The sequence below is a fragment of the Aquimarina rubra genome (assembly GCF_042684305.1).
GTDB lineage: Bacteria > Bacteroidota > Bacteroidia > Flavobacteriales > Flavobacteriaceae > Aquimarina > Aquimarina rubra.
In genome coordinates this window covers 13,922-36,671 of record NZ_JBHULE010000022.1, presented here as the reverse complement: position 1 = coordinate 36,671, position 22,750 = coordinate 13,922, and the positions used below count along the sequence as shown (strand labels likewise).

Genomic DNA, 22,750 nt, shown 5'->3' with positions numbered 1-22,750 from the left:
GGATTTTGAAAGTCTTACTCATTACATATTATTGGCCGCCAGCCGGTGGTCCCGGAGTTCAGCGTTGGCTTAAATTCGTCAAATACTTTAGAGATTTTGATATCGAGCCTGTGGTGTATGTTCCCAAAAACCCGACATATCCTTTAAAAGATGAATCATTATCATCAGAAATTCCAACCGAAATAACTGTAATAAAACATCCAATTTTTGAACCTTATCGTTTTGCTGAAATTTTTTCTAAAAAGTCATCTAAAACCATTAGTAAAGGGATTATTGCCAAAAAAGAAAAACAATCTCTCATTCAAAAGCTTTTGCTATACATAAGAGGGAACTTTTTTATACCAGATGCACGTAAATTTTGGATAAAACCGTCCGTAAAATTTCTTCAACAATATATTTCTGAGGCTAATATAGATACTATAATTACTACTGGTCCGCCACATAGTATCCATTTGATAGGAAAGGAGTTGAAAGAAAAATTAGCTATCAAATGGATAGCAGATTTTAGAGACCCTTGGACAACCATTGGATATCACAATCAGTTAAAACTTACCAAACGGTCTAAACATAAACATAAGAAATTAGAACAAGAAGTTTTAACATCGGTTGATCATATAACCGTAACAAGTTATACTACGAAAGAGGAATTTGAGGGAATTACTAATAGACCAGTCTCTGTAATTACTAATGGATATGATACAGAACAGGTTTCAGAAGTAAAATTGGATAGTGAATTTACAATTTCACATATAGGTTCCTTATTATCAGGAAGAAATCCGGAAAAATTATGGCAGGTACTTTACGACCTTACCCAAGAAAGTGATGAATTTGCTAAAGCTTTTAAACTGCGGTTAGTTGGAGCTGTAAGTGAAGATGTTTTGTATTCTATCAATGCAGCTGGATTATCAGGATTTTTAGATAATAGAGGGTATGTACCACATAAAGAAGCCATAGAGATTCAGAGAAGCTCACAGGTTCTATTATTAATAGAAATTGATAGTCCCGAAACTAAATGTATCATACCTGGTAAATTATTTGAATATATGGTTTCTAAAAGGCCTATTTTAGCTATTGGACCTGAGGGAGCCGATATTTCGAAACTAATAAAAGATACTAATTCAGGTTATTTCTTTGAATATGATGAGTATGATAAAATGAAAGGAATAGTACTGGATTATTTTAATAAATTTCAAAAAGGAAAACTAGTTACAGAAACTGAAGGAATCGAAAAGTATAGTAGGAGGGAACTTACCAAAGAAATGTCTTTGTTACTCAAAAATCTAAAAAAGTAAAGTCATAAACCTAAACAATGGGAATAGTAGTCAATCAATCCATTAAAAATGTGATCATTACCATTTTAGGTTTTGGGATTGGCGCCATTAATACGTTGTTTTTGTTTACTAAATTCTTAGAAGAAGAATATTATGGACTAGTCTCTTATTTACTTTCTGCTTCAAATTTAATTTGGCCATTAATGGCTTTTGGCGTTCATAATACATTGGTAAAGTTTTATTCTTCATATACAAACCCGGATCAACAAAATAGATTTATGAGCATGATGCTCATCTTACCAATGTGTATTGCCTTATTCGTTGGGGCTATTGGTACTGCTCTGTATGCTTATATTCTAGATTTTTTTAGTGATGATAATACCATTGTTCAACCTTATGTGTGGACTATTTATATTTTGGCAATTGCCTTATCTTATTTTGAAATATTTTTTGCCTGGACCAAAGTAAAACTAAAAAGTGTTTTTGGTAATATTTTAAAAGAATTGTTTGTACGCATATGCACCATGATTTTATTGTTTCTGGTATATTTTGAAGCAATTACGGTGCAACAATTTATATATGCTATTGTAATCGTATATATACTTCGATTAGTGATTATGTTATTATATGCATTTGGATTACATACGTTTAGATTTAGTTTTTCATTACCCGGTAATTATGTTTCTGTGTTTAAATATTCCTTATTAATTCTGTTAGCAGGATCTGTGGCTACTTTATTAATTGATTTGGATAAAACTATGATCGAGCGTTATCTTCCTATTGAATACGTTGCTAAATATGGTATTTGCGCATATATAGCCAGTGTTATTATCATTCCATCAAGAGCAATGCATCAGATTACCTATCCGTTGACTGCTAAATTAATTAATGAAAAAGGATATGAACAGTTGAAAGTACTTTATAAAAAAAGTTCTCTGAACCTTTTTGCAATAAGTGGTCTATTGTTCGTTTTAATTATTTGCAATGTCAATGAACTTTTTCGATTAATTCCAGAAGAATATGAGTTGTTTATATGGGTTGTACTATTGATAGGTGCTGCCAAGCTATTTGACAACCTTTTGGGTAATAACAATTCGATACTATTTAATTCTGATTACTATCGATTGATTTTATATATAGGAATCGGAATGGCAGTTCTTGCATTTGTTCTTAATTGGATCTGTATTCCAATTTTTGGAGTAGCAGGAGCAGCTATAGCTACATTTACTGCGGTGTTCTGTTATAATTTGACAAAAATATGGATTGTTCAATTAAAATTTAAAATGCATCCATTTTCGAAAAACACTTTTTTGACAATACTTTTAATAACTGGTTTTGTTTTTGGATTTTATTTTTGGGATTTTCAATTTCACCCAATTGTAAATATTGGAATTAAGAGTTTGATCGTGGGAGTAGGTTATACTGCTTTATTATACTTTTTTAATGTGTCGGAAGATATTAATTCAATTATAAAAAGAATTATTTGATACTAAATACCCGTTTCAAAATCATCGATACTTCGTGTGTTTTTTTCTTTCCAATATTCTTCTAATCGTTCTTCTCCCTGTTTTTCAGCCCAGGATTTTAATTGTGTTCTTTCTCCTTTAAACTCCATGAAAGGTACTGCGTATCCACAAGAGGTTTGTACGAAATCTATATCCATTTCAATAATCTGTCTGGATCCATCCATTTTGGGGAAAAGATGAATGTATTGATGATATTCTGGATTTCTTTTATGAAATATATATGCAGTTCCGTATAATCTTAGGATAAGAGGCTTATCTTCAAAGGCACAGAACATTATGGTCATTCTGCTGTTTTTCATTAGATGTGCAGCAGTTTCGTTTCCACTTCCGGTAAGGTTAAGCCATATAATTTTTTTAGAATTCAAAATTCTAAAGGTATCCATCCCTTTTGGAGATATATTTACGTTACCTATGGAAGCGGCAGTTCCAACAAAGAATATCTTTTGTTTTTCGATAAAATCAATAAGTTTATTATCTAACTCTTCTAATTTTTTCCCCATTATGTTAGTAATTATATTATTAGATAAAGTTAATCAATATAATTAAGGCTAGATATCGGTTACTTTCTGTAATCTTCATAAAAAACAGAAGATAATGTAATAAAAAGAAAATCCCCCGAGGTGCCTAAGCATACAACTCTGGGGGATTTTCCAACTAACCAACCAAAAAAATAAATTCTTTATATTTCTTAACTTCTACTTCTTGCAGTACGAGATCTAGAATTGTTTGATCTTGTTTTGCTGTTAGAAGTGTTTCTTCTTTGTTTCTGAACTTTCGATCTAGAACTATTTCCTTTACTAGTATATCGACTGTTATTAGAACGTTTTGTTACATTTCCAGAACGATTATTTCCATTACTTCTAGTAGTTCTTACTTTGTTATTACTTGTGGCAGAACGATTTGCAACCGTATTTCTACTTCTCTGAGATCTTTGCGTAGACTGCACTCGATTTCTGTTCTGAGTATTTCCAGGTTTTGATACTACTCTTTTTCTATCTGATCTTCTTACCTGATCTCTAGTGTCTTCATTTCTTGTAGAACGACTAGTTACCGTATTTCTGCTTCTCTGAGTAGTTTCTACTCTGTTTCTATTTTGAGTACTTCTGTTAGTAGATCTTGCACGATCTCTAGATTGTGTACTTCTGTTTCTAGAAGCATTGTCATTTTGCCTTGCTCTGCTTCTGTCAATAGAAGTTGATCTGGAACGATTTACAGTACTATAGTTACGATCGTTTCTAGTATACATTGCGGTTCTTCTGTCTCTTGACCTGTAATCAAGACTTCTCGCTCTGTTGACTCTATAACCTCTATTATAACTAGCTACTCTTTGATTCGGTCTGTAATAATTACGACTTCTGTATGGTTTCGCATAATACCCGTTATAGTAATTATTTCTAAATACGTTATATGAACATCTGTAAGGATTATAAAATCTTCTATAAGGTCTATTAAATACAATACATCTACTTACAACCGGTACTGTAAAAAAAGCGTGAAATGGTCTATATACATAGTATCTGTTATAACTATTAATGAATCCTGTGCAGTTTACGAAATTACCATAAGTGTTATAGTTTACATATAATCCACCAACTCTAGACACTCTACCAAAACGATTATAGTTGATAAATACATCACCAGCCTGGCTAATTCTACCATAGTAGTCATAGAAGATAGGTACGTTTTCTACCTGTACTACAGCTCCATAGTCATCATATTGTACATAAGCATCATAATCATAACCAGAATTAAAACTTATGTTTACTCCAGGACGATTGATATTCACACTTACACCACCTCTTGGTCTATCTACATAAAAATCAAATTGTCCATCTGCATATACAGAGAACTCAACTCCGTTTTCGCTAAAGATGAAAGATTTTCCATAGTTATAATATCGAGAAACGGTTTCTGTATTAGTATCAAAAGCATTAGCTGTAAAAGATGCTAATAATAAGCCTGTAAAAAGTAAAACAATATTTTTCATAATCTGTGATTTTAAAAGAAGTGTAAAAATTAGTTTTTATCACTCGTTTTTATAGTATCAAGCAGTGTGCCAAAACCAGTTTTAGGATAAGAGGATGCATGTTTTAATAGGTGTGAATAGCCGTTATTAGTGGTTAAGTGTCTGTTTTTCAGTGTTTTTTAAAGTTTTATTTTTTTTGAAGTGAAAAGTTGACCTTGTAAATGAAATCTCCACAAAGAAGTACTTATTCATCTTAAAACTTTAAAATATGAAAACTTATTTCTTTACACTCAAATGTGTAATGATCCTATTTATAGGAATCCTTACCAATGCAACTTTTGGACAATGTACTATAGGACAGCCTAATATTTCTGTTCAGGCGGAAGCTTTTTCAACTATTAGTATTGTAGAAGGTACTTCTACAACATTGACATCTCCCATATCTGGATCCTCTTATCAATGGACATTAGATGGGGTCAATATTAGCGGAGCGACTTCTTCTTCATTAATAGTAAATAATTTCAGTAGCTCTGATGTTGGAGATTACAGTGTAATTGTAGATGGTGTTCCACTTGTTAACACCGTGGCTCTAGGTATTTTTTCCAGCAGTATCAGCGATTATGATCGTGATCGACAGGCCCTGATTGATTTTTATAATGCTACTAATGGTCCTTCTTGGATAGATAACACGAATTGGTTAACTGGTCCAATGGAAACCTGGAAAGGTGTTAAAGTCGAAAATTGTAGAGTAACAGAACTTCGTTTATCTAGTAATAATATTTCCGGTACGATTCCAGCATCATTTTCCAATCTTACAGCTTTAAAACGAATTAATATGAGCCAAAATAACATATCTGGTGTTTTAGATATCTCTACAATGCCAGATTTGTTGGATATAATTGTTCATAATAATGATATCAGTGATGTGGTTTTTGGATCAAATTTATTATTACAAAGAGTATATATTTATCGCAATCCTTCTTTTGTTACAGGTAAAACTATTGATATTTCTACGATGCATCAATTAATTGATTTCAGAGTGTCAGGAGTAGGTTTAAGTGATTTGAGAACCTCAGGAACATACAATAACCTGTTATATTTCCTTATTCAGGATAATCAAATATCCGGTACTTTGGATATATCTAATATGCCAAACCTTAGAATATGTAATGCCCGAGATAACCAGTTTACTGATTTTAATTTTGGAACTAATCCAGAGTTAAGCAGATTATATTTTTATAATAATCCCGTAACTCCAGGTAGGACGATGGATATTTCGGGAATGCGAAAATTACTGGATTTTAGGGTTCAAGGATTAAATTTAGGACAATTGATCGTTTCTGGTACATATGATGAAATGTTATATTTTATGATTCAGGAGAACCAAATTTCAGGGACTTTAGATATATCTAATATGCCAAACCTTAGACAATGTAATGCACGAGATAATCAGTTCACTGATTTTAATTTTGGTAGTAACCCAGAATTAAGCAGATTGTATTTTTATAACAATCCGGTAACTCCAGGTAGGACGATGGATATTTCGGGAATGCGGAAATTATTGGATTTTAGAGTTCATGGATTAAATCTCGGGCAATTGATCGTTTCTGGGGCGTATAATGAAATGTTATATTTTATGATTCAGGAGAACCAAATTTCAGGGACTTTAGACATATCTAATATGCCAAATCTAAGAATATGTAATGCGCGAGATAATCAGTTTACAGACTTCAATTTTGGTAGCAATCCAGAGTTAAGTAGATTATATTTTTATAACAATCCGGTAACTCCAGGAAGGCCGATGGATATTTCGGGAATGCGTAAATTATTGGATTTTAGAGTGCAAGGATTAGGATTAAGTGAATTAATCATGTCTGGAACGTATGATGAAATGTTGTATTTTGTTATTGCAGATAATCAGTTTGAAGGAGCATTGGATATCTCTAATATGCCAAACATTAGACTATGTAATGCACGTGATAACTTTTTTGATGATTTGGTTTTACCTTCTAATGTTTTTGGGGCCGGTAGAACGTTAAATAACCTAAATGTAATTAATAACAATTTACATTTTGATGACCTTCTTCCTTATAATAGTACTTTTGATATGTTTAATTTTTACTATAGCCCGCAACGGGATGTACCTACAGAAGGAACTGGTAATACGGTTTCGGTAAATGTAGGTGGTACAGGTAACGTATACACTTGGACACCTACAGGACCAAATACAGATTCTTTTGTAGCAACCGTGGAGGGGTTATATTCTTGTGCAGTAACTAATACTACAGGTGGGTCAACGGGTCTTGGGGTTCCTGGATTAACTATACGAAGTATTCCTAGATTGGTTGGAGCACCTTCTGCCAGATCTACTAATGACTCATCATTTGATAAAGGATTTGGTTCTAATGAAGAGATAAAAGCATATCCTAATCCGGTTCTTGAGGGAAATCCTATTAAGATTGATCTTAATCTGAAGAAAAAAAAATCACTCCATTTTTATATATATAACTTGAACGGACAAAAGGTTAAAGAGTTTTCTATAGAAGGAATGAAAGGAAACCAGACGTTTCAATTAAATTCTGAAGGATTATCCGCAGGACAATATATTTTGACTTCAGAGTTTGGAGCAAGCAAAGTATCTCAAATGATTATTATTCAATAAGATGTTTTGAATATAATAAAAGGGTGTTTTTTTTAAAAAACACCCTTTTATTTATACTTACATTATTTAGGAAATAAACTTTTGTCAATATTTGGAACTACCTTAAGCGCGTTTTTGTAATACAATTTTTTCAAGACTTCATCATCCAAATCTAATCCATACATTTTCCAGAAGGCATGGTATCTTTTATAATATGGAAAATATTCATCATCTGATTCTAGTACCCTGAAATACGTATAATATTCTTCGGGATTCCAAGAGTCTTTCCCAAACATAATTCTATCCTGATACTTGGTTAAAAAAGCTTTAGCATTGCGAGGTTGTCTTCCTAGTTCTGCGATTACAGCACCAATTTCAGAATACATATTAGGTATTTCATCCATTAGCTCGGCAAGTTTGGCTAAATTGTTACCGTACCAGCCTAAATGGGCATTAATAAATTTAGTATTCTTGTGTTTTCTGAAGATATTATGTTGTTCTTGTATGATAGTTTCCCAAGATCCGGTTACGTTTGCATCTCTTTTTCTTCTGGAGCGCAGTTTTAATTCTAACCATCTTTCGTTCTGATTATTATGAGCATCCCAAAATGGTTTCGGATCCGCAGCGTGTATCAATACCGGAATTCCTAATTCTCCACATTTTTCCCATACCGGGTCAATACGAGGGTCATCAATTTTGATACGGTTACCTTTACTATCCTTGTTGTCCATTCCCTGGCTTTTATATATTTTTAAGCCATTGGCACCTGCTGCTACATCATTTTCTAATTGGGTCACAGTTCTTGAAGTCCAGTCTGGATCATCAATTCCTTGCAAACTAATATTTGTAAAGACAATAAAACGGTTTGGAGCGTTGGTTCTTACATTTTCTAGGGCTCCTTTTAGATGTTCATCAGATCCTCTTCCTCGTCCTGATAAATTAACCATCACAGCCATATTCAATTTATCCATTTCGGTAACAAGTTCACTTAAATCTTGAGTAGGCATTCTGAATTGATGATTATGTACATCAATAAAAGGGAATTTAGCCTTTTTAATGATAGTCTCCTGAACTACAAGGGTAGAAGGAGGATCATACTCTTCGAATTGCATTTTTTGGGCAACAACTCCCTGAATATTAAAAATAAAAAGAAGTAGGAGTGAGAATTTATAAAATTTCATAAGATCATCTAATTTTTATATTACATCTATAAATATAAAATAATCGTCCAGTCTGGAAGAAAGCTTAACATTTTTAGTTAAATCCGGATTACACATTGAAAACTAATTACAGCTCGAAACCACTTCAAAATATATCGCTCCACTATGTTTTCCAAATCCACCGTAGCGATGCTATGCTGAATTTGGTAAAACATCATATTTCATTGCGTTTTCAACTTTCATAACAATGTTTCAATGTGTAACCCGGATTAAAAAGAAAGCCCGTTACCAAGACAGTAACGGGCTTTCTAACAACTAACCAACTAACTAATTTATACTAATCATCATCTCGATCATTATGTTTTTTATTTCTTTTTCTATTCTTATAATAATCATCATCATCGTGATCGATTCGATCGTGATGGTTTGATCTCCCATTAAAGTTATAATATGGATCATGTGTCATACTACATCCGTCAATCCCACAAAAACCACATCCTGTATAATGAATATTTCCTTCTATATGTTTGATTCTGCCTCGTTTTCCATAGTAGATATGTAATCCACCAACCTGAGCCAATCTTCCTCTTCTATTATATCTCATTAAGACAGAACCAATTCTTCTTACCTGATCAAATCTATTATATCCTATAGTGGTAAGACCAACACGTTTTAATCTTCCATAGTAATCATATCGTACGGTAAATCGATTATTATGTCTGTAACCTCTGGTACGTCCTGGCGCATTATAATTTCTCGAATTCCAATCCCAATGATTATAATTTCTTTGTCTTGGATTTTTAAAATCAATTTCTCCATTAGGATACACAAAGAATGTTACACCACCTTCGACAAATACAATAGGTTGTGCGTAACGATAGCGTTTTGTAACCCTATCAACTTGATCCGACAGTTTTTGATCGGCCGCTTGTGCAGCTGTTCCAACTAGTAACATTGCTGCGATAAAAAGTATCATTTTTTTCATAACTAAAATGTTTTGGGTTTTTACCTACTCATTAGCTTTTCGGTTTCCGCTATTTGATTAGTAAGTAACCAAATGGCGTGCCAAATTTTTTTTAGTTACCATGAAATTAATGATAAAACACATGTAATTATTTGATATTTAGTAAGTTGAAATTTTATTCAGCATCTACTCTTTCTTTGTAATCTTCCTTGATAAAATCATAAATGATGGTTCCGTTTTGATCGATTATATAGGTTGCAGAGATGTTAGTTCCAGTTGCATTAGGCAATAGTATTTCCCGGATTTATCTCCGGTTTTTAGCGCTTATGCTACAAGTTGACTATTTTTAAGTTCTGAAATATCATTATTCATTATTTTATGAATGGTTTCTGGATATTTATTGGCAGATTGGGCTGTTCGCGCTTGTAATTGTTCTGTAAGTGATATTTTTTGATTTTTAATATTCGCCAGCGTAGCCGAAATGTTTTACTTCACTTTACAAAATACTATATTACACTTATGTTAATGTTATTAGAGTTTTTCTTTAAGATACTGTCCCGTATATGACTTTTTGTTTTTACTGACTTCTTCCGGAGTTCCTTCTGCTACTACTTTTCCACCATTTTTTCCACCTTCAGGCCCTAAATCGATCACATAATCGGCACATTTTACCAAATCCAAATTATGTTCTATGACCAAAATAGAGTGTCCTTTAGCAATAAGTTCATTAAAAGACTTTAATAGTTTTTTGATGTCATGAAAATGTAATCCGGTAGTAGGTTCATCAAAAATGAACAATGCCTTATCTTTTGTGTTTCCTTTTACAAGAAAAGAGGCCAGTTTAATTCGTTGGGCTTCACCACCAGAAAGAGTAGAGGAGCTTTGACCTAATTGTACATATCCAAGTCCTACGTCTTGTAAAGGTTTAATTTTTCGTATAATTTTGGTTTGACCATGATCGCTAAAAAAGTCAATAGCATTGTCAATAGTCATGGTAAGAATATCGTCGATGTTTTTATCTTCAAAAGTAACTTCTAGCACATCTTTTTTGAATCGTTTTCCTCCGCAGGTTTCACATTCCAGATGGACATCAGCCATGAATTGCATTTCGATAGTGACCTCGCCTTCACCTTTACAGGTTTCACAACGTCCGCCATCCACATTAAAAGAAAAATGCTTTGATTGATAATTACGTATTTTAGACAGCTTCTGACCAGCAAACAAACTACGTATATCATCATACGCTTTGATATACGTTACAGGATTAGATCTGGACGAACGTCCAATAGGATTTTGATCTACAAACTCTACATGTTTAATATTGCTATAGTTTCCTTTTAGTTCTGTAAATTGACCTGCTTTTTCACCATATCCTCCTAATTGTTTTACTACTGAAGGATATACGATTTTCTTAACCAATGTACTTTTTCCACTACCTGAAACTCCAGTTATCGCGGTAAAAATGCCTAAAGGAATCTTTACATCTATATTTTTTAGATTATTCTCACGAGCACCAATGATTTCTAAGTAATACTTGGAGGATTTTCTTTCTTTTGGGACTTCAATCTCCAGATCACCATTAAGATATTTTGCAGTAAGCGAATCAGACTGTAAGATTTGATCAAAAGTACCGCTGGCGACTAAGTTTCCTCCGTATGTGCCAGCTTCTGGCCCAATATCCAGTATCTCATCAGCAGCTTTCATAATATCCTCATCGTGTTCTACAACGATCACCGTATTACCTAAATCACGTAAAGATTGTAACACTCTAATGAGTTTTTCTGTGTCTTTTGGATGTAATCCAATGCTGGGTTCATCTAGGATATACATAGATCCGACTAAACTACTTCCCAGAGATGTTGCAAGATTGATTCGCTGAGATTCTCCACCGGATAACGTATTCGATTTTCTATTGAGTGTAAGATATTGAAGACCTACGTTATCTAAAAATTCAAGTCTGCTATTAATTTCTTTTAATAATCGTTTACCAATTTGAGCATCATACTGATTAAGTTCTAATCCTTTAAAAAAATCCGAAAGCTCATTTAGAGGTTTTTCAACGAGATCCGTTAGAGTAGCTCCCCCAATTTTTACATAATTTGTTTCAGAGCGAAGACGTTTCCCTTTACAAGTTGCACATTTTGTTTTACCGCGATAGCGCGATAGCATTACTCTATTCTGGATTTTATAAGCCTTGGCTTCTAACTCAATAAAGAAACTGTCGATACCTTCAAAATATTTATTTCCTTTCCATAGTAGTTCCTTTTGTTCTGGTGATAGTTCGAAATAAGGTTTATGAATAGGAAAGTCAAACTTATATGCACTATTTACTAATTGATCTTTATACCAACTCATAGTATCACCTTTCCAGGGAAAAACAGCTCCCTCATAGATGCTAAGAGAAGTATTAGGGATGACTAAATCTTCGTCGATACCAATTACATCTCCATAACCTTCACATTCCGGGCAAGCTCCATAAGGATTATTAAAGCTAAATAAGTGTACATTAGGCTCCAGAAATGTCATTCCGTCTAATTCGAACTTATTACTAAACTGTCTTAATTCGCTATTTTTTAGAGTTTCTACAAAACATGTTCCTTTGCCTTCAAAAAAGGCTGAACTTACAGCGTCTGCAAGCCTATTGTAGAAATCTTCTTCGTCTCTTTTTATAATACGGTCTATTACAAGATGCACAGTGTCTTTTTTTGTGATATGTGCATCTTCAATTCTAGAAACAGTGTCATTAATTTTTACACGGGCATATCCCTGTTGTTGTAATACCTTCAGTTTTTCTTCTGTGGTACGTCCATTTTCTACGTGAATTGGAGCTAATAACAATAATTTTTCTCCTTCTTCAAATGTTTTTACATATTCAATCACATCTGTGACAGTATCTTTTTTAACCTGGTTGCCCGAGATAGGAGAGTAGGTTTTACCAATTCTTGCAAAAAGTAATTTTAAATAATCATAAATCTCTGTGGTAGTCCCGACGGTTGATCTAGGATTGGTAGAATTCACTTTTTGCTCAATAGCAATCGCAGGAGCAATACCTTTTATATAATCAACTTTAGGCTTATTGAGTCGTCCTAAAAATTGTCTTGCGTAAGAAGAAAGACTTTCTACATATCTTCGCTGACCTTCTGCATACAGAGTATCAAAAGCCAAGCTGGATTTACCTGATCCAGATAACCCTGTGATTACCACTAGTTTATTCCTTGGGATCGCTGCATCCAAATTTTTAAGGTTGTGCAGTTTAGCTCCTTTAATTAAAATATTGTGTTTCGGATCTAAAGTTGTAATGTCTTGAATCATAGCATATATGCGGTGTGAGCGCAAATATAATGATTACTTAAGAAGTATTCTAGAGGATTAAGATTGAAAGTTAAGTTAAAAAAATTAACACAAAATAGTTTGATTTTCAAGGATTGTTATTATATTAGCCCCTGTAAATATACCAAATCTTAAAAAGAATAGCCTATAGTATACCTTTACTTTAAAGTTTAACATAGCCCGAGCCCCAAGCTTGTTGGTACTAAAATTAAGTAATAGGTATGAAGGATTACACAATTACAGATGCTGTTCTGGTAAACAATTACATTAAAGGTGACGAAAGTGCCTTATCTACGCTAATCGAACGTCATAAGCAACGTATTTACAGTTTTATTTATTCTAAAGTTTTTGATCGTGATGTGTCTGAAGATATTTTTCAGGATACATTTATTAAGGTTATCCGTACATTAAAACTTGGAAAGTATAATGAAGAAGGTAAATTTTTACCTTGGGTAATGCGTATTGCACACAACTTGGTAATTGACCATTTTAGAAAAGGTAACCGTATGCCAAAATTTGAAGATAATGGAGAATTTAGTATTTTCTCAATTATCAGTGATGGTGACCTAAATGCTGAAAAGAGAATTATAAAAGATCAAGTAGAGGAGGATCTTCGTAATTTGATTCAGGAACTACCAGAAGATCAAAAAGAAGTATTAGTAATGCGTATGTATCGTGATATGAGTTTTAAAGAAATATCTGATAAAACAGGTGTGAGTATTAATACAGCTCTTGGACGAATGAGATATGCATTAATCAACTTGAGAAAGGTTATTGAGAAAAACAATATTGTTTTGACAAATTAACATTTCTTTATGCAATAAAGTATATTTTGCCTCGTTATTTATAAAAAATAACCCTTAATTTAAGATTAATTAATATGGCAAAATTTTACTTTAAGTCTTCTCGCAAAGAGGAGCAACAACAATTAGTACCGGAGAAAATGACAGTAGATTTTCTTCTAAATTACTCAAAGGCTTTAAGTGTTATAGATTATAAAAATATGAAGTTTGAAGCGCTTCTAAATTAAAACTAAACTTTGTGAAAGACCCGTTATACTAAATAACGGGTCTTTTATTTTTTAAGGTATTCGTTAATTACCGTTTTTCTTCCTATAGTTTTGGTGATAATATCTTTATCAAGATTCCAGCCTCTTGCAGGAGAATATTCTCTTCCGTACCAGATAATTTGCAGATGAAGATCATTCCATAATTCTTTGGGGAATAAGCGCTTCGCATCTTTTTCAGTTTGGGTTACATTTTTACCACTACTAAAACCCCATCGATACATTAAACGGTGAATATGTGTATCTACCGGAAATGCCGGAACTCCAAATGCCTGAGACATCACTACACTGGCTGTCTTATGACCAACTGCCGGTAATTCTTCTAAGGCTTCAAAACTTTGAGGTACCTCTCCGTTATGTTTCTCTATCAATATTTTAGAAAGTCCATGAATACCTTTTGATTTCATCGGACTCAAACCGACAGGTTTTATGATTTCTCTAATTTCTTCTACTGATAGTTTTACCATTGTATAGGGATTATCAGCTCTTTCAAATAGGAGAGGAGTTATTTGATTCACTCTTACATCGGTACTTTGCGCACTCATTAATACCGCAATTAGCAGTGTATAAGGATCTTTATGATCTAGTGGGATTGGTATGGTAGGATACAATTCTTTTAGCGTTTTTATTGTAAAATCCACCTTTTCCTGTTTGGTCATAGCAATAGAATTATTTTAAGCTAAAATATGAATATTTATAAGGTTTTATATATCCAATCAAAGCATAAATTTTTAATAAAATTACCTTTCAATTGTATTTTTTGTTCTAATTTTATCAAAAAACATTAAACAAATTTATATTTTCAAGTTTTCACATTAATCATAAACCATGACAACATTAAAAGTAGGAGACAAGGCTCCCAATTTTTCGGCATTAGATCAAGATGGAAATACCATTAGTTTAGAGGATTACAAAGGAAAGAAACTGGTTGTATTTTTCTATCCTAAAGCCAGTACACCCGGATGTACTGCAGAGGCTTGTAATCTTAAAGACAATTATCAGACTTTTCAGGCTCAAGGATATGAGATTCTGGGAGTTAGTGCAGATAGTGCAAAGAGACAACAAAATTTTAAAAATAAATACGAACTGCCGTATCCTTTATTGGCAGATGAGGATAAAAAGGTGATAGAAGCATTTGGTGTTTGGGGTCCTAAAAAATTTATGGGTAAAGAATATGATGGGATACATCGTACAACTTTTGTAATAGATGAAAATGGAGTGCTTTCAGAAGTAATCACGAAGGTAAAAACAAAAGACCACGCAGCGCAAATACTGTAGGCGTTTAGGGTAAAACATTAAATAAAGAAAAGCATTTGTAGGTAATATAAGTGCTTTTTTATATTCCTAAGGTGGGTAGGTGTTTTACTGTATGGTACGTCAAAGCAGCGGTAATACACGTTTTTAATTCTTTTTCGGGAATAGTAAATCTCATAGGGAAAATAATGGCTCTATTCCCTTCAAATTGAAATGTTTCTTTATACAATACTTTAAATGTAGTTATCAATTTGCTCGTGCATTGAAAATACATAGCATATTGATTAGGTTGCTTTTCTTTCCAATGTATTCTAATCGTGCTTCCTTTTTTTGCTAAAAAACTGGGTTCTCCCCATTTCAGAGTTTCTTCCAGACTCGTTATTCCTGAAATCTCATTAGCGGTTTCTATAATCAAGTTTCGAAGATGTTCTATTTTTTCACGCACGTGATCAGGATAATTTTGATACACTTTTTTTACAGCGGGATTTATTTTGATTTGCACTTCTGTCATAGGTTTAAAATAACATAAAAGTAAGAAAAGAACCAGTCTCGTATAGTTTTGATTTTATTTAATCAGGGTTTATAGGAGTGAATTCAGAAAATAAACTTTCAGTTTCTTTAATCTTTCCAATGGGAACATATTCACAAATTTTAGAATATTCTCCCCACATTTTAAGAACTTTGGGATTGGAATGGGCTTGTTCCATTGCTTGTTTAGATATCCACCCAAAAATCTCTATCACCGTTCCATTTTCTGCTTCCATAAGTATAGGTTCCCTATCGGTTACCAGTCCCAAGCGATGCAATGTTTTCCAATGCGATTTGGATAATTCCTTCAGCTCTTTTTCTTTACCATTCAATGGTTTATATCCGACAATAACAATTCTTTCCATTAATAAAGTTTAGATATGAGTGTTAGCGTTTTGTTTTTTTATATAGCTTGTCCAAACGTAAGTAGATTACTGTCGGGGTCAAGTATTGAAAACTCCTTTTGTCCCCAGGGTTTGATTTCCAAGTGCCCATTTGGGTGAATGCTTGTTTGTTTTTCCAATAAGGATTTATAAAACTCTTCAATATTGTCTGTTCTGATATAAACTTGCCCGTAATTTTCTTTTGGGTCAAGTTCTTTGAATTTAAAGAAATGAATTTGGATGCTGTCTTTTTCTACCATTAAATAATCATCAAAGTCAGCACTTCCAAATTCCTGGAATCCCAATTCGTTTATGTAGAATTTTCTGGTAATAGCTTTGTTACGCATTGGTAATTTTGGGTTGATGTCTGTTAGCATACGTTGTTATTGGTTTTGTGATTTATTATTTTTTACCCTGTGATAAATTTAGAATATTCTTTTTTTATTCAGGACGAATCAAAATTATGGATTATACCTCTTGTATGTTGTGTTTGTTTACCAAAGGCAGAAAATAAAACATGTAAATATTTGTTGTACAGCGTTTTATATTTGTTTTAATTGGGGTTTTACTTTGTTAAAAAATGCTTGGTACTCGTTATTGGTATTAGGTCTTGTGATTCCTGGAAATCCACAATTCTCAAAACATATTCTTAAGTAATTTATAAATGTTGTTTCGTTTGGTTCATTCATAAATCTGGCATCTACAGAGGGTTCTCTAGTTATTTCTATAGCATAAGGTTGTCCGCCACTAACATTGTCCTTATGTAAGTCATCTGCCGATATATTTAAAAATGCACATCCAAAATTTTCATCATTCACATACTGTTGAATATCTTCTTTCCAATATTTGGATGTTACTTCCTCTACAAGGCTATCAAGACTGGATACTTGAATTGGATCGGACATATTCCACATAAACTCTTCATTTGTTTCAAAATCCCAAACAAAATTTACTCCTCCAACTATTCGATAGAAATATTTTAATGATAGAGGGATAAAACCAAAGTCTTTAACGGCAAGTTCTAGTTTTTTAATTAATGGTTCTGTATTTTCAAGTGGAGTGTGTAATGGTTTTTCAAAATTGAATTCAAAATCTTTTTTAAAAAGATAACCAATATTTATAAGTTCATTATAGATAATATTTAGATTAAACAAAACCCTGTCAAAAGTTTCCTTCATTACTTTTTCGACCTCTTTTTTGTGAAGATCGTCAAAAGCTTTTGAGCCTAGTTTATAAATGTCATCATAAACAGCTTTTGTTTCTCCGTTTAAATATCTTTCGTATAAGTTCATCTTTTTTTGCAATATCCGTTAAGATACATTGTTTACACAAGTTAAGGATTAGAGTTTATACTAAATTAGTTTGTAACCTTTTAGATTGTTGTTTATTTCTTGGATAATTTATTAAGAGTCAAGCACCATTGTAAAAAAGGAAATGATCTCTTGCATCAAAATTAAATTACTTTGATTTTATACAAGATGTTGTAAGAATTTTATTTTGTTAACTCTAGTTTTATTTTATCAATTAATAACCTGTCATTCTCAAGTGGATATAGATCTTTTATGTTTCTCCATTTAGAATTTTGCTTTAAGAATATTGTGTTATTTCCTAACTCAAACCACAGTTCAAATTCAATGTATTCTGTATTGGTTGAATTCACAGTAATAAAATATTGATTCGTTTTGTCAGTTTCTTCTATTTCAACTTGACTGTTAAAGGTTTTTAAATCAATATCATTATTCCAAATAGACGTTTTTTCGAAGTCGGGAATTTTAGTAAAGATAATTTTGCTTTCACCAACCTTTAGTTTGGGAAATTCTTTGAATTCCGGGTACCAACTTTTTAGGATAACCCTAGGTTTTTCCTGTAAATAAATTGTGTCCTGTGAATAAACCAAATTTGAAAAGAAAAATAGATGAATTAAAATTAATATACTATTGATTTTGCTCATTTTGATAATTTCTCACAACGTTTAATATTATGTGGTAGAAGCATAATGTATTGGTTTACTATTTATAAATCCCCTTTAATTTTATAGTTATTTCTCAGACATTATTGTTTAATGAATTTATGAGTCAATAACTTATTTTTATTCAGGCATATAAAATATATTCCGTTTGATAAATTGGAAATATTCAATTTGTCATTATCCGAAATCGAAACTTTTTTAACTAGTTGACCGTTTACATCGAAAACTTGAATGGTGGCTTTGTCAGAATTTTTTAACTTAAATCTAATAAAATCTGATGAAGGATTTGGATATATTGAGAAATGACTATTAGGCAAAAAATCATTTACGCTAAGTGTTGCATCTAGAGTTATAGTTTGTAATAAATTGTTATATCCTGTTGTGGATTCCCAAGTGCCCACATTTGCAAATTGAATGCTATAATCGGCATTTGATGCTAGAGCAGTTTTGTTATCAGGCATCCAAAGGTATAATTGAAATGTTCCAGTCAATCCTAGATCGAAATTTTGTGTAATTGAAACAGAAGATTCCCACGTTCTAATATCTGTATCGATTAATGCTGTTGTGATCTCATCTGTTTGTGTATTCTTTAGTACTAAATAGACGTCTCTTTCCTTGAAAGGTCTTGCGTAACCAACATTCGATAAATTTAAAGTTACATCAAAATCTCCACTGTTTATTGCTACCGTTGATGAGTTTAAAACAAATCTGTATCCAAGATTTTTTATAAGTTCTTCATAATCACCTGAGTTAATTACTTGAGTCCAAAAAGGAGTATAGTAATCTCTATTAAGGGTTGTCCAATTGGTTAAATTCAGTTCATTTAATGCATTACTACTACTAGTCCTAAAGCCATTATCACAAGTGTTAAGCCCATTAGTTTCTCCTGTCATTGGTAAATACTGGGTTTCATTCGAAATATAGTTGTAGCCTGTTGTCCCTACCGGGTTTTGACATTGTGAGGATACAGAATACGTTCCTTGATCACCATAATCGTTCAGGAAAGCATCGTTATAGAAGCCAATTCTAGCATTTGCAGTATTTTGATAAGCGGTTTGTTCGTTTAGTTGAGTATTACCATACATTGTAGTTTTGATACCTGCATATCTAACTTGAATAGGGATTTCTATAGGAGTAGCTGCTAACATTGCATCTATTATTTCTTTGCGATTAGCCCACTGAGTTTGTGAGATATTACCATCTGTACCAAATTCTGTTGAGTTTGTATAATACCATTCTCCCCAAGTACCAATAAAACCGGCTTGAAGTGAAAAAATGACATCTTTATTAGTGTTTAATATTGCAGATAATTGAGTAATATGTGTTAATATTTGAGATTTCGTTGGTTGTTGAGCTGTAGTTCCTTGAGCATTAGAATATGAGAATCTTACAATGATTTTGAGACCTGCAGTTCTAACGTTATTAAAATCAGTTTGAATATTTTCTAAAAAAGTTGTGTTAATATTCGAATTTAGAAAAGCATCTAAAAGAAAATACCGATATACAACAGTTACTTTATCAGCGCTTGTTTTCCAACCATTTAATGTTTCAATAGAAAGGTTATTAGCGTTGGCGGTAGTTGCGTAAGAACTAGATGTTATAGAATATTTTTGTAAACCTCTTTCGGGATTTGCAATAATATTGGTAGATGCTGTGTAGTTTATAGATTGTCCTAATAATAAAGTGTGACTCGCTAGGAGAAGGGTGAATACTAGTGATTTCTTTAAAAGGATAATTTTATGATAACTTCTCATAATAATCAGGTTTTATTTAGGTAGTAAGTATTTCATTTTTTTATTAAAAACTGTTGTTATTTCGTCCCATTTCAATTCAATCTTACTGGGGACTAAAGTTTCCACCCAGATAAACAATAGCTACCTTGTTATTTGTATTGTATCCATTTCAATTCTGTAGATTGGAACAATTCCACCAGATTTTTTTACTAAAGTGTATTTCTAGGATTTTTAAAATATAAATGATGTAACTTCGAAACGTTTTTTAAGCTCAGATATTTCTTTTATATCCAGTTTTAGTTCTTTATTATTGACATATGAATCCATGCGAGAAAAGATAATATTCAATTCGGATTTAAGTTTCTTTTTGAAATTCAGAATTACATCGTTGTTCTTTAAATTTGAGAGAGGATTTTTAATAATATGAATAATTTTCTTATCGGTTCCGTTAATTTCATTGAGCTCAATGGCTAGCTTTATTCTCTACGCTTTTATGACAAAAGAACATAGTATCAAAAGTAGATTTATGATAACATTTCATATCTCATCAACATTTTAAACGAATAAGAAACCCTTAATTATACCGTTTCAGCTTCTTTATAACCAAAGAAATTGTTTTGTTTGATCATTTCAGGAATAAGCTCAGGTAATTGTTCTTCCCATCCAGATTCTCCTTCCTGAATCTTCTGAAGTACTTCTCTAGAGAATATATCCATAATTGTCGGATCATAGTCTACAATATCCTGTAGTTTGCCATTGTATTTGAAGAACTTATATAATTCCTTCATTCTAGGATGTACTTTAAGATTTTCACTTGTGGTTAGTTCTCCAGTTTCGTGATCTTTCAAAGGATATAAGTATACCTTTAGATCTTTAAAGAAAAGTTTTCCAAATGCTTCTAGAATACCACCACTAAGATGTCTATAATATTTCTCATCAAATATATCAATCAAATTGTTTACACCCATAGATAGGGCCATACGTTCTTTGGTATAATTAGAGAAATACTCCACAACTCTATAATATTCCTGAAAGTTAGAAATCATTACGGTTTGCCCAAGAGAGCATAATAGTCGTGCTCTTGCCATGAAATCTTCCTCATCTATTTCTCCTTCGGCTCTAAGGTTAGAAAGAGTAATCTCAAAAATCTCTATGGTTTTTTCTTTACGGACTTTATTTTCATTGAGGAACATGTTGAGCGACTTCTTGTAAATATCCATATTTACCTTAGTCACTGGCCTAAAACTTCCTCTAAGCGCAAGAATATTCTTTTTATATAAAACAGCAGCCGGTAAAACATTATTACCATCAGGTCCAAACATTACGGCTTCTGTCATTCCATTTTTAACCAATTGTAAACTCATCAATCGGTTATCTACTTTCTTAAATCGAGGACCGGAAAAATTAATGGTATCGATTTCAATCTGATCTTTATCCAGATGATCATAAAGATAGCGTAGTAGTTTTTTAGGATTGTCATATTTATAGTACGCCCCATAAATTAGATTCACACCTAATACTCCTAGCGTCATTTGTTGCAATCTGGCATCATTTTCATGAAACCGAATATGTAATATAATTTCGTTATAATCCTCGTCTGGCTTAGTTTGATAACGGATGCCTACCCAACCGTGTCCTTTGTATTTTTTAGCAAAATCAATGGTTGCTACCGTATTGGCATAACTAAAAAATAATTTATTAGGATGTTTTTCTCTTTTAATTCTTTCTTCGATAAGACGAACCTCATGCTTCAGCATTTTTTTTAATCGTGCTTCTGTAACATAACGTTTGTCATCTTCTATTCCGTAGATGGCATCACTAAAGTCTTTGTCATAGGCACTCATTGCCTTGGCTATTGTACCTGAGGCACCACCGGCTCTAAAGAAGTTACGAGCAGTTTCCTGACCTGCGCCAATTTCGGCAAAGGTACCATAGATGTTGGCATTTAGATTGATACGTAGGGCTTTGCTTTTAAGCGAAGGGACAGATTCAAATTCTTTGTCCCCCATGATAGTAATAGGCATAGCAAAATGGGCTTTTTTTGTTTACGTAAAGTTACTAATACATTAAGTATTATTAAAAAAAACTAGAGGCTAATTTTCACATTTTATAATTGATATAAATAATACGTCCACAATTGAATTACTTTTTGACCAAAAAAATTATAATTACATTTGCTTTCGCTCAGTAAATTATATGAAAGTTACATTTCTTGGTACAGGAACATCGCAGGGCATTCCGATAATAGGAAGTACGCATCCTGTGTGTTTAAGTAAAGATCCAAAAGATAAGAGATTACGCGTTTCTGTCCTTGTATCCTGGGATGAATATCAATATGTAATTGATTGCGGACCAGATTTCAGACAGCAAATGTTGGCTAATAACGTAACTTGGATCGATGGGATTGTTTTTACCCACGAACATGCTGATCATACGATGGGGATGGATGATATCAGACCTTTTTTCTTTAGGCAGGGAGATATTCCGGTGTATGCACATCAAAGAGTTTTAGAGTCATTAAGATCAAGATTTAGTTATATTTTTTCTTCAGAAAACAAGTATCCGGGAGCGCCCAGTGTTATTGAAAATGAACTAACTAACCAACCATTTACACTGGGTAACCTGGATGTGATTCCTATTAATCTGATGCATAATCGATTGCAAGTCTTTGGATTTCGGTTTGGGGATTTTGCCTACCTTACAGATGTCAAAACAATTGAGAAAGAGGAACGAAAGAAACTCAAAGACGTTAAGGTTTTGGTAGTGAGCGCTTTGAGAATAGAACCACATCATTCTCATTTTAATCTGGAGGAAGCTTTAGAATTTATTGAAGAAATAAAACCAGAAAGGGCGTATTTAACACACATCAGTCATATGCTGGGATTTCACGAAGAGGTACAACAACAATTACCAAAAAACGTTTTTATTGCCTACGATAATCTAAAAATTACAATTTAAT

The 22,750-nt window shown here is 32.6% G+C and carries 20 protein-coding genes; 7 read left to right on the top strand and 13 right to left on the bottom strand.

Features of this window, described 5'->3' with window-relative positions; all coding sequences use genetic code 11:
• Positions 1-2 precede the first annotated feature (2 nt).
• Both ACFSR1_RS18640 and ACFSR1_RS18635 read left to right on the top strand, forming a co-directional pair.
• Complete coding sequence (locus tag ACFSR1_RS18640; RefSeq protein WP_378294649.1) at positions 3-1,292, top strand: glycosyltransferase family 4 protein; 1,290 nt, start codon at positions 3-5, stop codon at positions 1,290-1,292.
• A gap of 17 nt (positions 1,293-1,309) precedes the next feature.
• On the top strand, positions 1,310-2,758 hold the full coding sequence (locus ACFSR1_RS18635) for an oligosaccharide flippase family protein (RefSeq protein ID WP_378294561.1): 1,449 nt from the start codon (positions 1,310-1,312) through the stop codon (positions 2,756-2,758).
• A 2-nt stretch (positions 2,759-2,760) separates the two neighbouring features.
• Here the strand turns inward: ACFSR1_RS18635 and ACFSR1_RS18630 are convergent, their stop codons facing one another.
• Together ACFSR1_RS18630 and ACFSR1_RS18625 are read right to left on the bottom strand one after the other, a co-directional pair.
• Entirely contained in the window at positions 2,761-3,297 is a 537-nt protein-coding gene (locus ACFSR1_RS18630) for a pyridoxamine 5'-phosphate oxidase family protein (RefSeq protein WP_378294560.1), read from the bottom strand.
• A 188-nt stretch (positions 3,298-3,485) separates the two neighbouring features.
• Positions 3,486-4,784 (bottom strand): hypothetical protein, encoded by a 1,299-nt coding sequence (locus ACFSR1_RS18625; RefSeq protein ID WP_378294559.1) that lies wholly within the window; start codon positions 4,782-4,784, stop codon positions 3,486-3,488.
• 247 nt (positions 4,785-5,031) lie between these two features.
• On the opposite strand from ACFSR1_RS18625, the gene ACFSR1_RS18620 reads away from it, so the two are divergent.
• On the top strand, positions 5,032-7,425 hold the full coding sequence (locus ACFSR1_RS18620) for a T9SS type A sorting domain-containing protein (protein ID WP_378294558.1): 2,394 nt from the start codon (positions 5,032-5,034) through the stop codon (positions 7,423-7,425).
• Positions 7,426-7,487: 62 nt separating this feature from the next.
• Here ACFSR1_RS18620 and ACFSR1_RS18615 read toward each other — a convergent pair whose 3' ends face one another.
• The 3 genes from ACFSR1_RS18615 to uvrA form a co-directional block, all read right to left on the bottom strand.
• Positions 7,488-8,585, bottom strand: a complete 1,098-nt coding sequence (locus ACFSR1_RS18615; protein WP_378294557.1) for an amidohydrolase family protein — start codon at positions 8,583-8,585, stop codon at positions 7,488-7,490.
• Positions 8,586-8,901: 316 nt separating this feature from the next.
• On the bottom strand, positions 8,902-9,549 hold the full coding sequence (locus ACFSR1_RS18610; protein ID WP_378294556.1) for a hypothetical protein: 648 nt from the start codon (positions 9,547-9,549) through the stop codon (positions 8,902-8,904).
• Positions 9,550-10,059: 510 nt separating this feature from the next.
• The gene (uvrA, locus tag ACFSR1_RS18605) at positions 10,060-12,840 is read right to left on the bottom strand and encodes an excinuclease ABC subunit UvrA (RefSeq protein WP_378294555.1); all 2,781 of its coding nucleotides are present in this window, start codon (positions 12,838-12,840) and stop codon (positions 10,060-10,062) included.
• Between the two features lie 239 nt (positions 12,841-13,079).
• Here uvrA and ACFSR1_RS18600 point away from each other — a divergent pair, with 239 nt between their 5' ends.
• Together ACFSR1_RS18600 and ACFSR1_RS18595 are read left to right on the top strand one after the other, a co-directional pair.
• Positions 13,080-13,664, top strand: coding sequence for an RNA polymerase sigma factor (locus ACFSR1_RS18600; RefSeq protein WP_378294554.1), 585 nt, complete (start codon positions 13,080-13,082; stop codon positions 13,662-13,664).
• 74 nt (positions 13,665-13,738) lie between these two features.
• On the top strand, positions 13,739-13,888 hold the full coding sequence (locus tag ACFSR1_RS18595; RefSeq protein ID WP_378294553.1) for a hypothetical protein: 150 nt from the start codon (positions 13,739-13,741) through the stop codon (positions 13,886-13,888).
• A gap of 44 nt (positions 13,889-13,932) precedes the next feature.
• Here ACFSR1_RS18595 and ACFSR1_RS18590 read toward each other — a convergent pair whose 3' ends face one another.
• Entirely contained in the window at positions 13,933-14,583 is a 651-nt protein-coding gene (locus ACFSR1_RS18590; protein ID WP_378294552.1) for an endonuclease III domain-containing protein, read from the bottom strand.
• Positions 14,584-14,752: 169 nt separating this feature from the next.
• On the opposite strand from ACFSR1_RS18590, the gene bcp reads away from it, so the two are divergent.
• On the top strand, positions 14,753-15,202 hold the full coding sequence (gene bcp, locus ACFSR1_RS18585; RefSeq protein WP_378294551.1) for a thioredoxin-dependent thiol peroxidase: 450 nt from the start codon (positions 14,753-14,755) through the stop codon (positions 15,200-15,202).
• Between the two features lie 58 nt (positions 15,203-15,260).
• Here the strand turns inward: bcp and ACFSR1_RS18580 are convergent, their stop codons facing one another.
• The 7 genes from ACFSR1_RS18580 to ACFSR1_RS18550 all read right to left on the bottom strand — a co-directional run bounded on the left by ACFSR1_RS18580 (position 15,261) and on the right by ACFSR1_RS18550 (position 21,815).
• Positions 15,261-15,689 (bottom strand): DUF1801 domain-containing protein, encoded by a 429-nt coding sequence (locus ACFSR1_RS18580; RefSeq protein ID WP_378294550.1) that lies wholly within the window; start codon positions 15,687-15,689, stop codon positions 15,261-15,263.
• A 58-nt stretch (positions 15,690-15,747) separates the two neighbouring features.
• Positions 15,748-16,071 (bottom strand): hypothetical protein, encoded by a 324-nt coding sequence (locus ACFSR1_RS18575; RefSeq protein WP_378294549.1) that lies wholly within the window; start codon positions 16,069-16,071, stop codon positions 15,748-15,750.
• A 38-nt stretch (positions 16,072-16,109) separates the two neighbouring features.
• On the bottom strand, positions 16,110-16,466 hold the full coding sequence (locus tag ACFSR1_RS18570; protein ID WP_378294548.1) for a bleomycin resistance protein: 357 nt from the start codon (positions 16,464-16,466) through the stop codon (positions 16,110-16,112).
• Between the two features lie 165 nt (positions 16,467-16,631).
• The gene (locus ACFSR1_RS18565) at positions 16,632-17,381 is read right to left on the bottom strand and encodes a hypothetical protein (protein WP_378294547.1); all 750 of its coding nucleotides are present in this window, start codon (positions 17,379-17,381) and stop codon (positions 16,632-16,634) included.
• A 200-nt stretch (positions 17,382-17,581) separates the two neighbouring features.
• Complete coding sequence (locus tag ACFSR1_RS18560) at positions 17,582-18,040, bottom strand: hypothetical protein (RefSeq protein WP_378294546.1); 459 nt, start codon at positions 18,038-18,040, stop codon at positions 17,582-17,584.
• Between the two features lie 101 nt (positions 18,041-18,141).
• Positions 18,142-19,812, bottom strand: a complete 1,671-nt coding sequence (locus tag ACFSR1_RS18555; protein ID WP_378294545.1) for a DUF4832 domain-containing protein — start codon at positions 19,810-19,812, stop codon at positions 18,142-18,144.
• A 557-nt stretch (positions 19,813-20,369) separates the two neighbouring features.
• A complete protein-coding gene (locus tag ACFSR1_RS18550; protein WP_378294544.1) occupies positions 20,370-21,815 on the bottom strand; it encodes a TonB-dependent receptor in 1,446 nt (481 codons plus the stop codon).
• Between the two features lie 172 nt (positions 21,816-21,987).
• Here ACFSR1_RS18550 and ACFSR1_RS18545 point away from each other — a divergent pair, with 172 nt between their 5' ends.
• Entirely contained in the window at positions 21,988-22,749 is a 762-nt protein-coding gene (locus ACFSR1_RS18545; RefSeq protein ID WP_378294543.1) for an MBL fold metallo-hydrolase, read from the top strand.
• Position 22,750 lies beyond the last annotated feature (1 nt).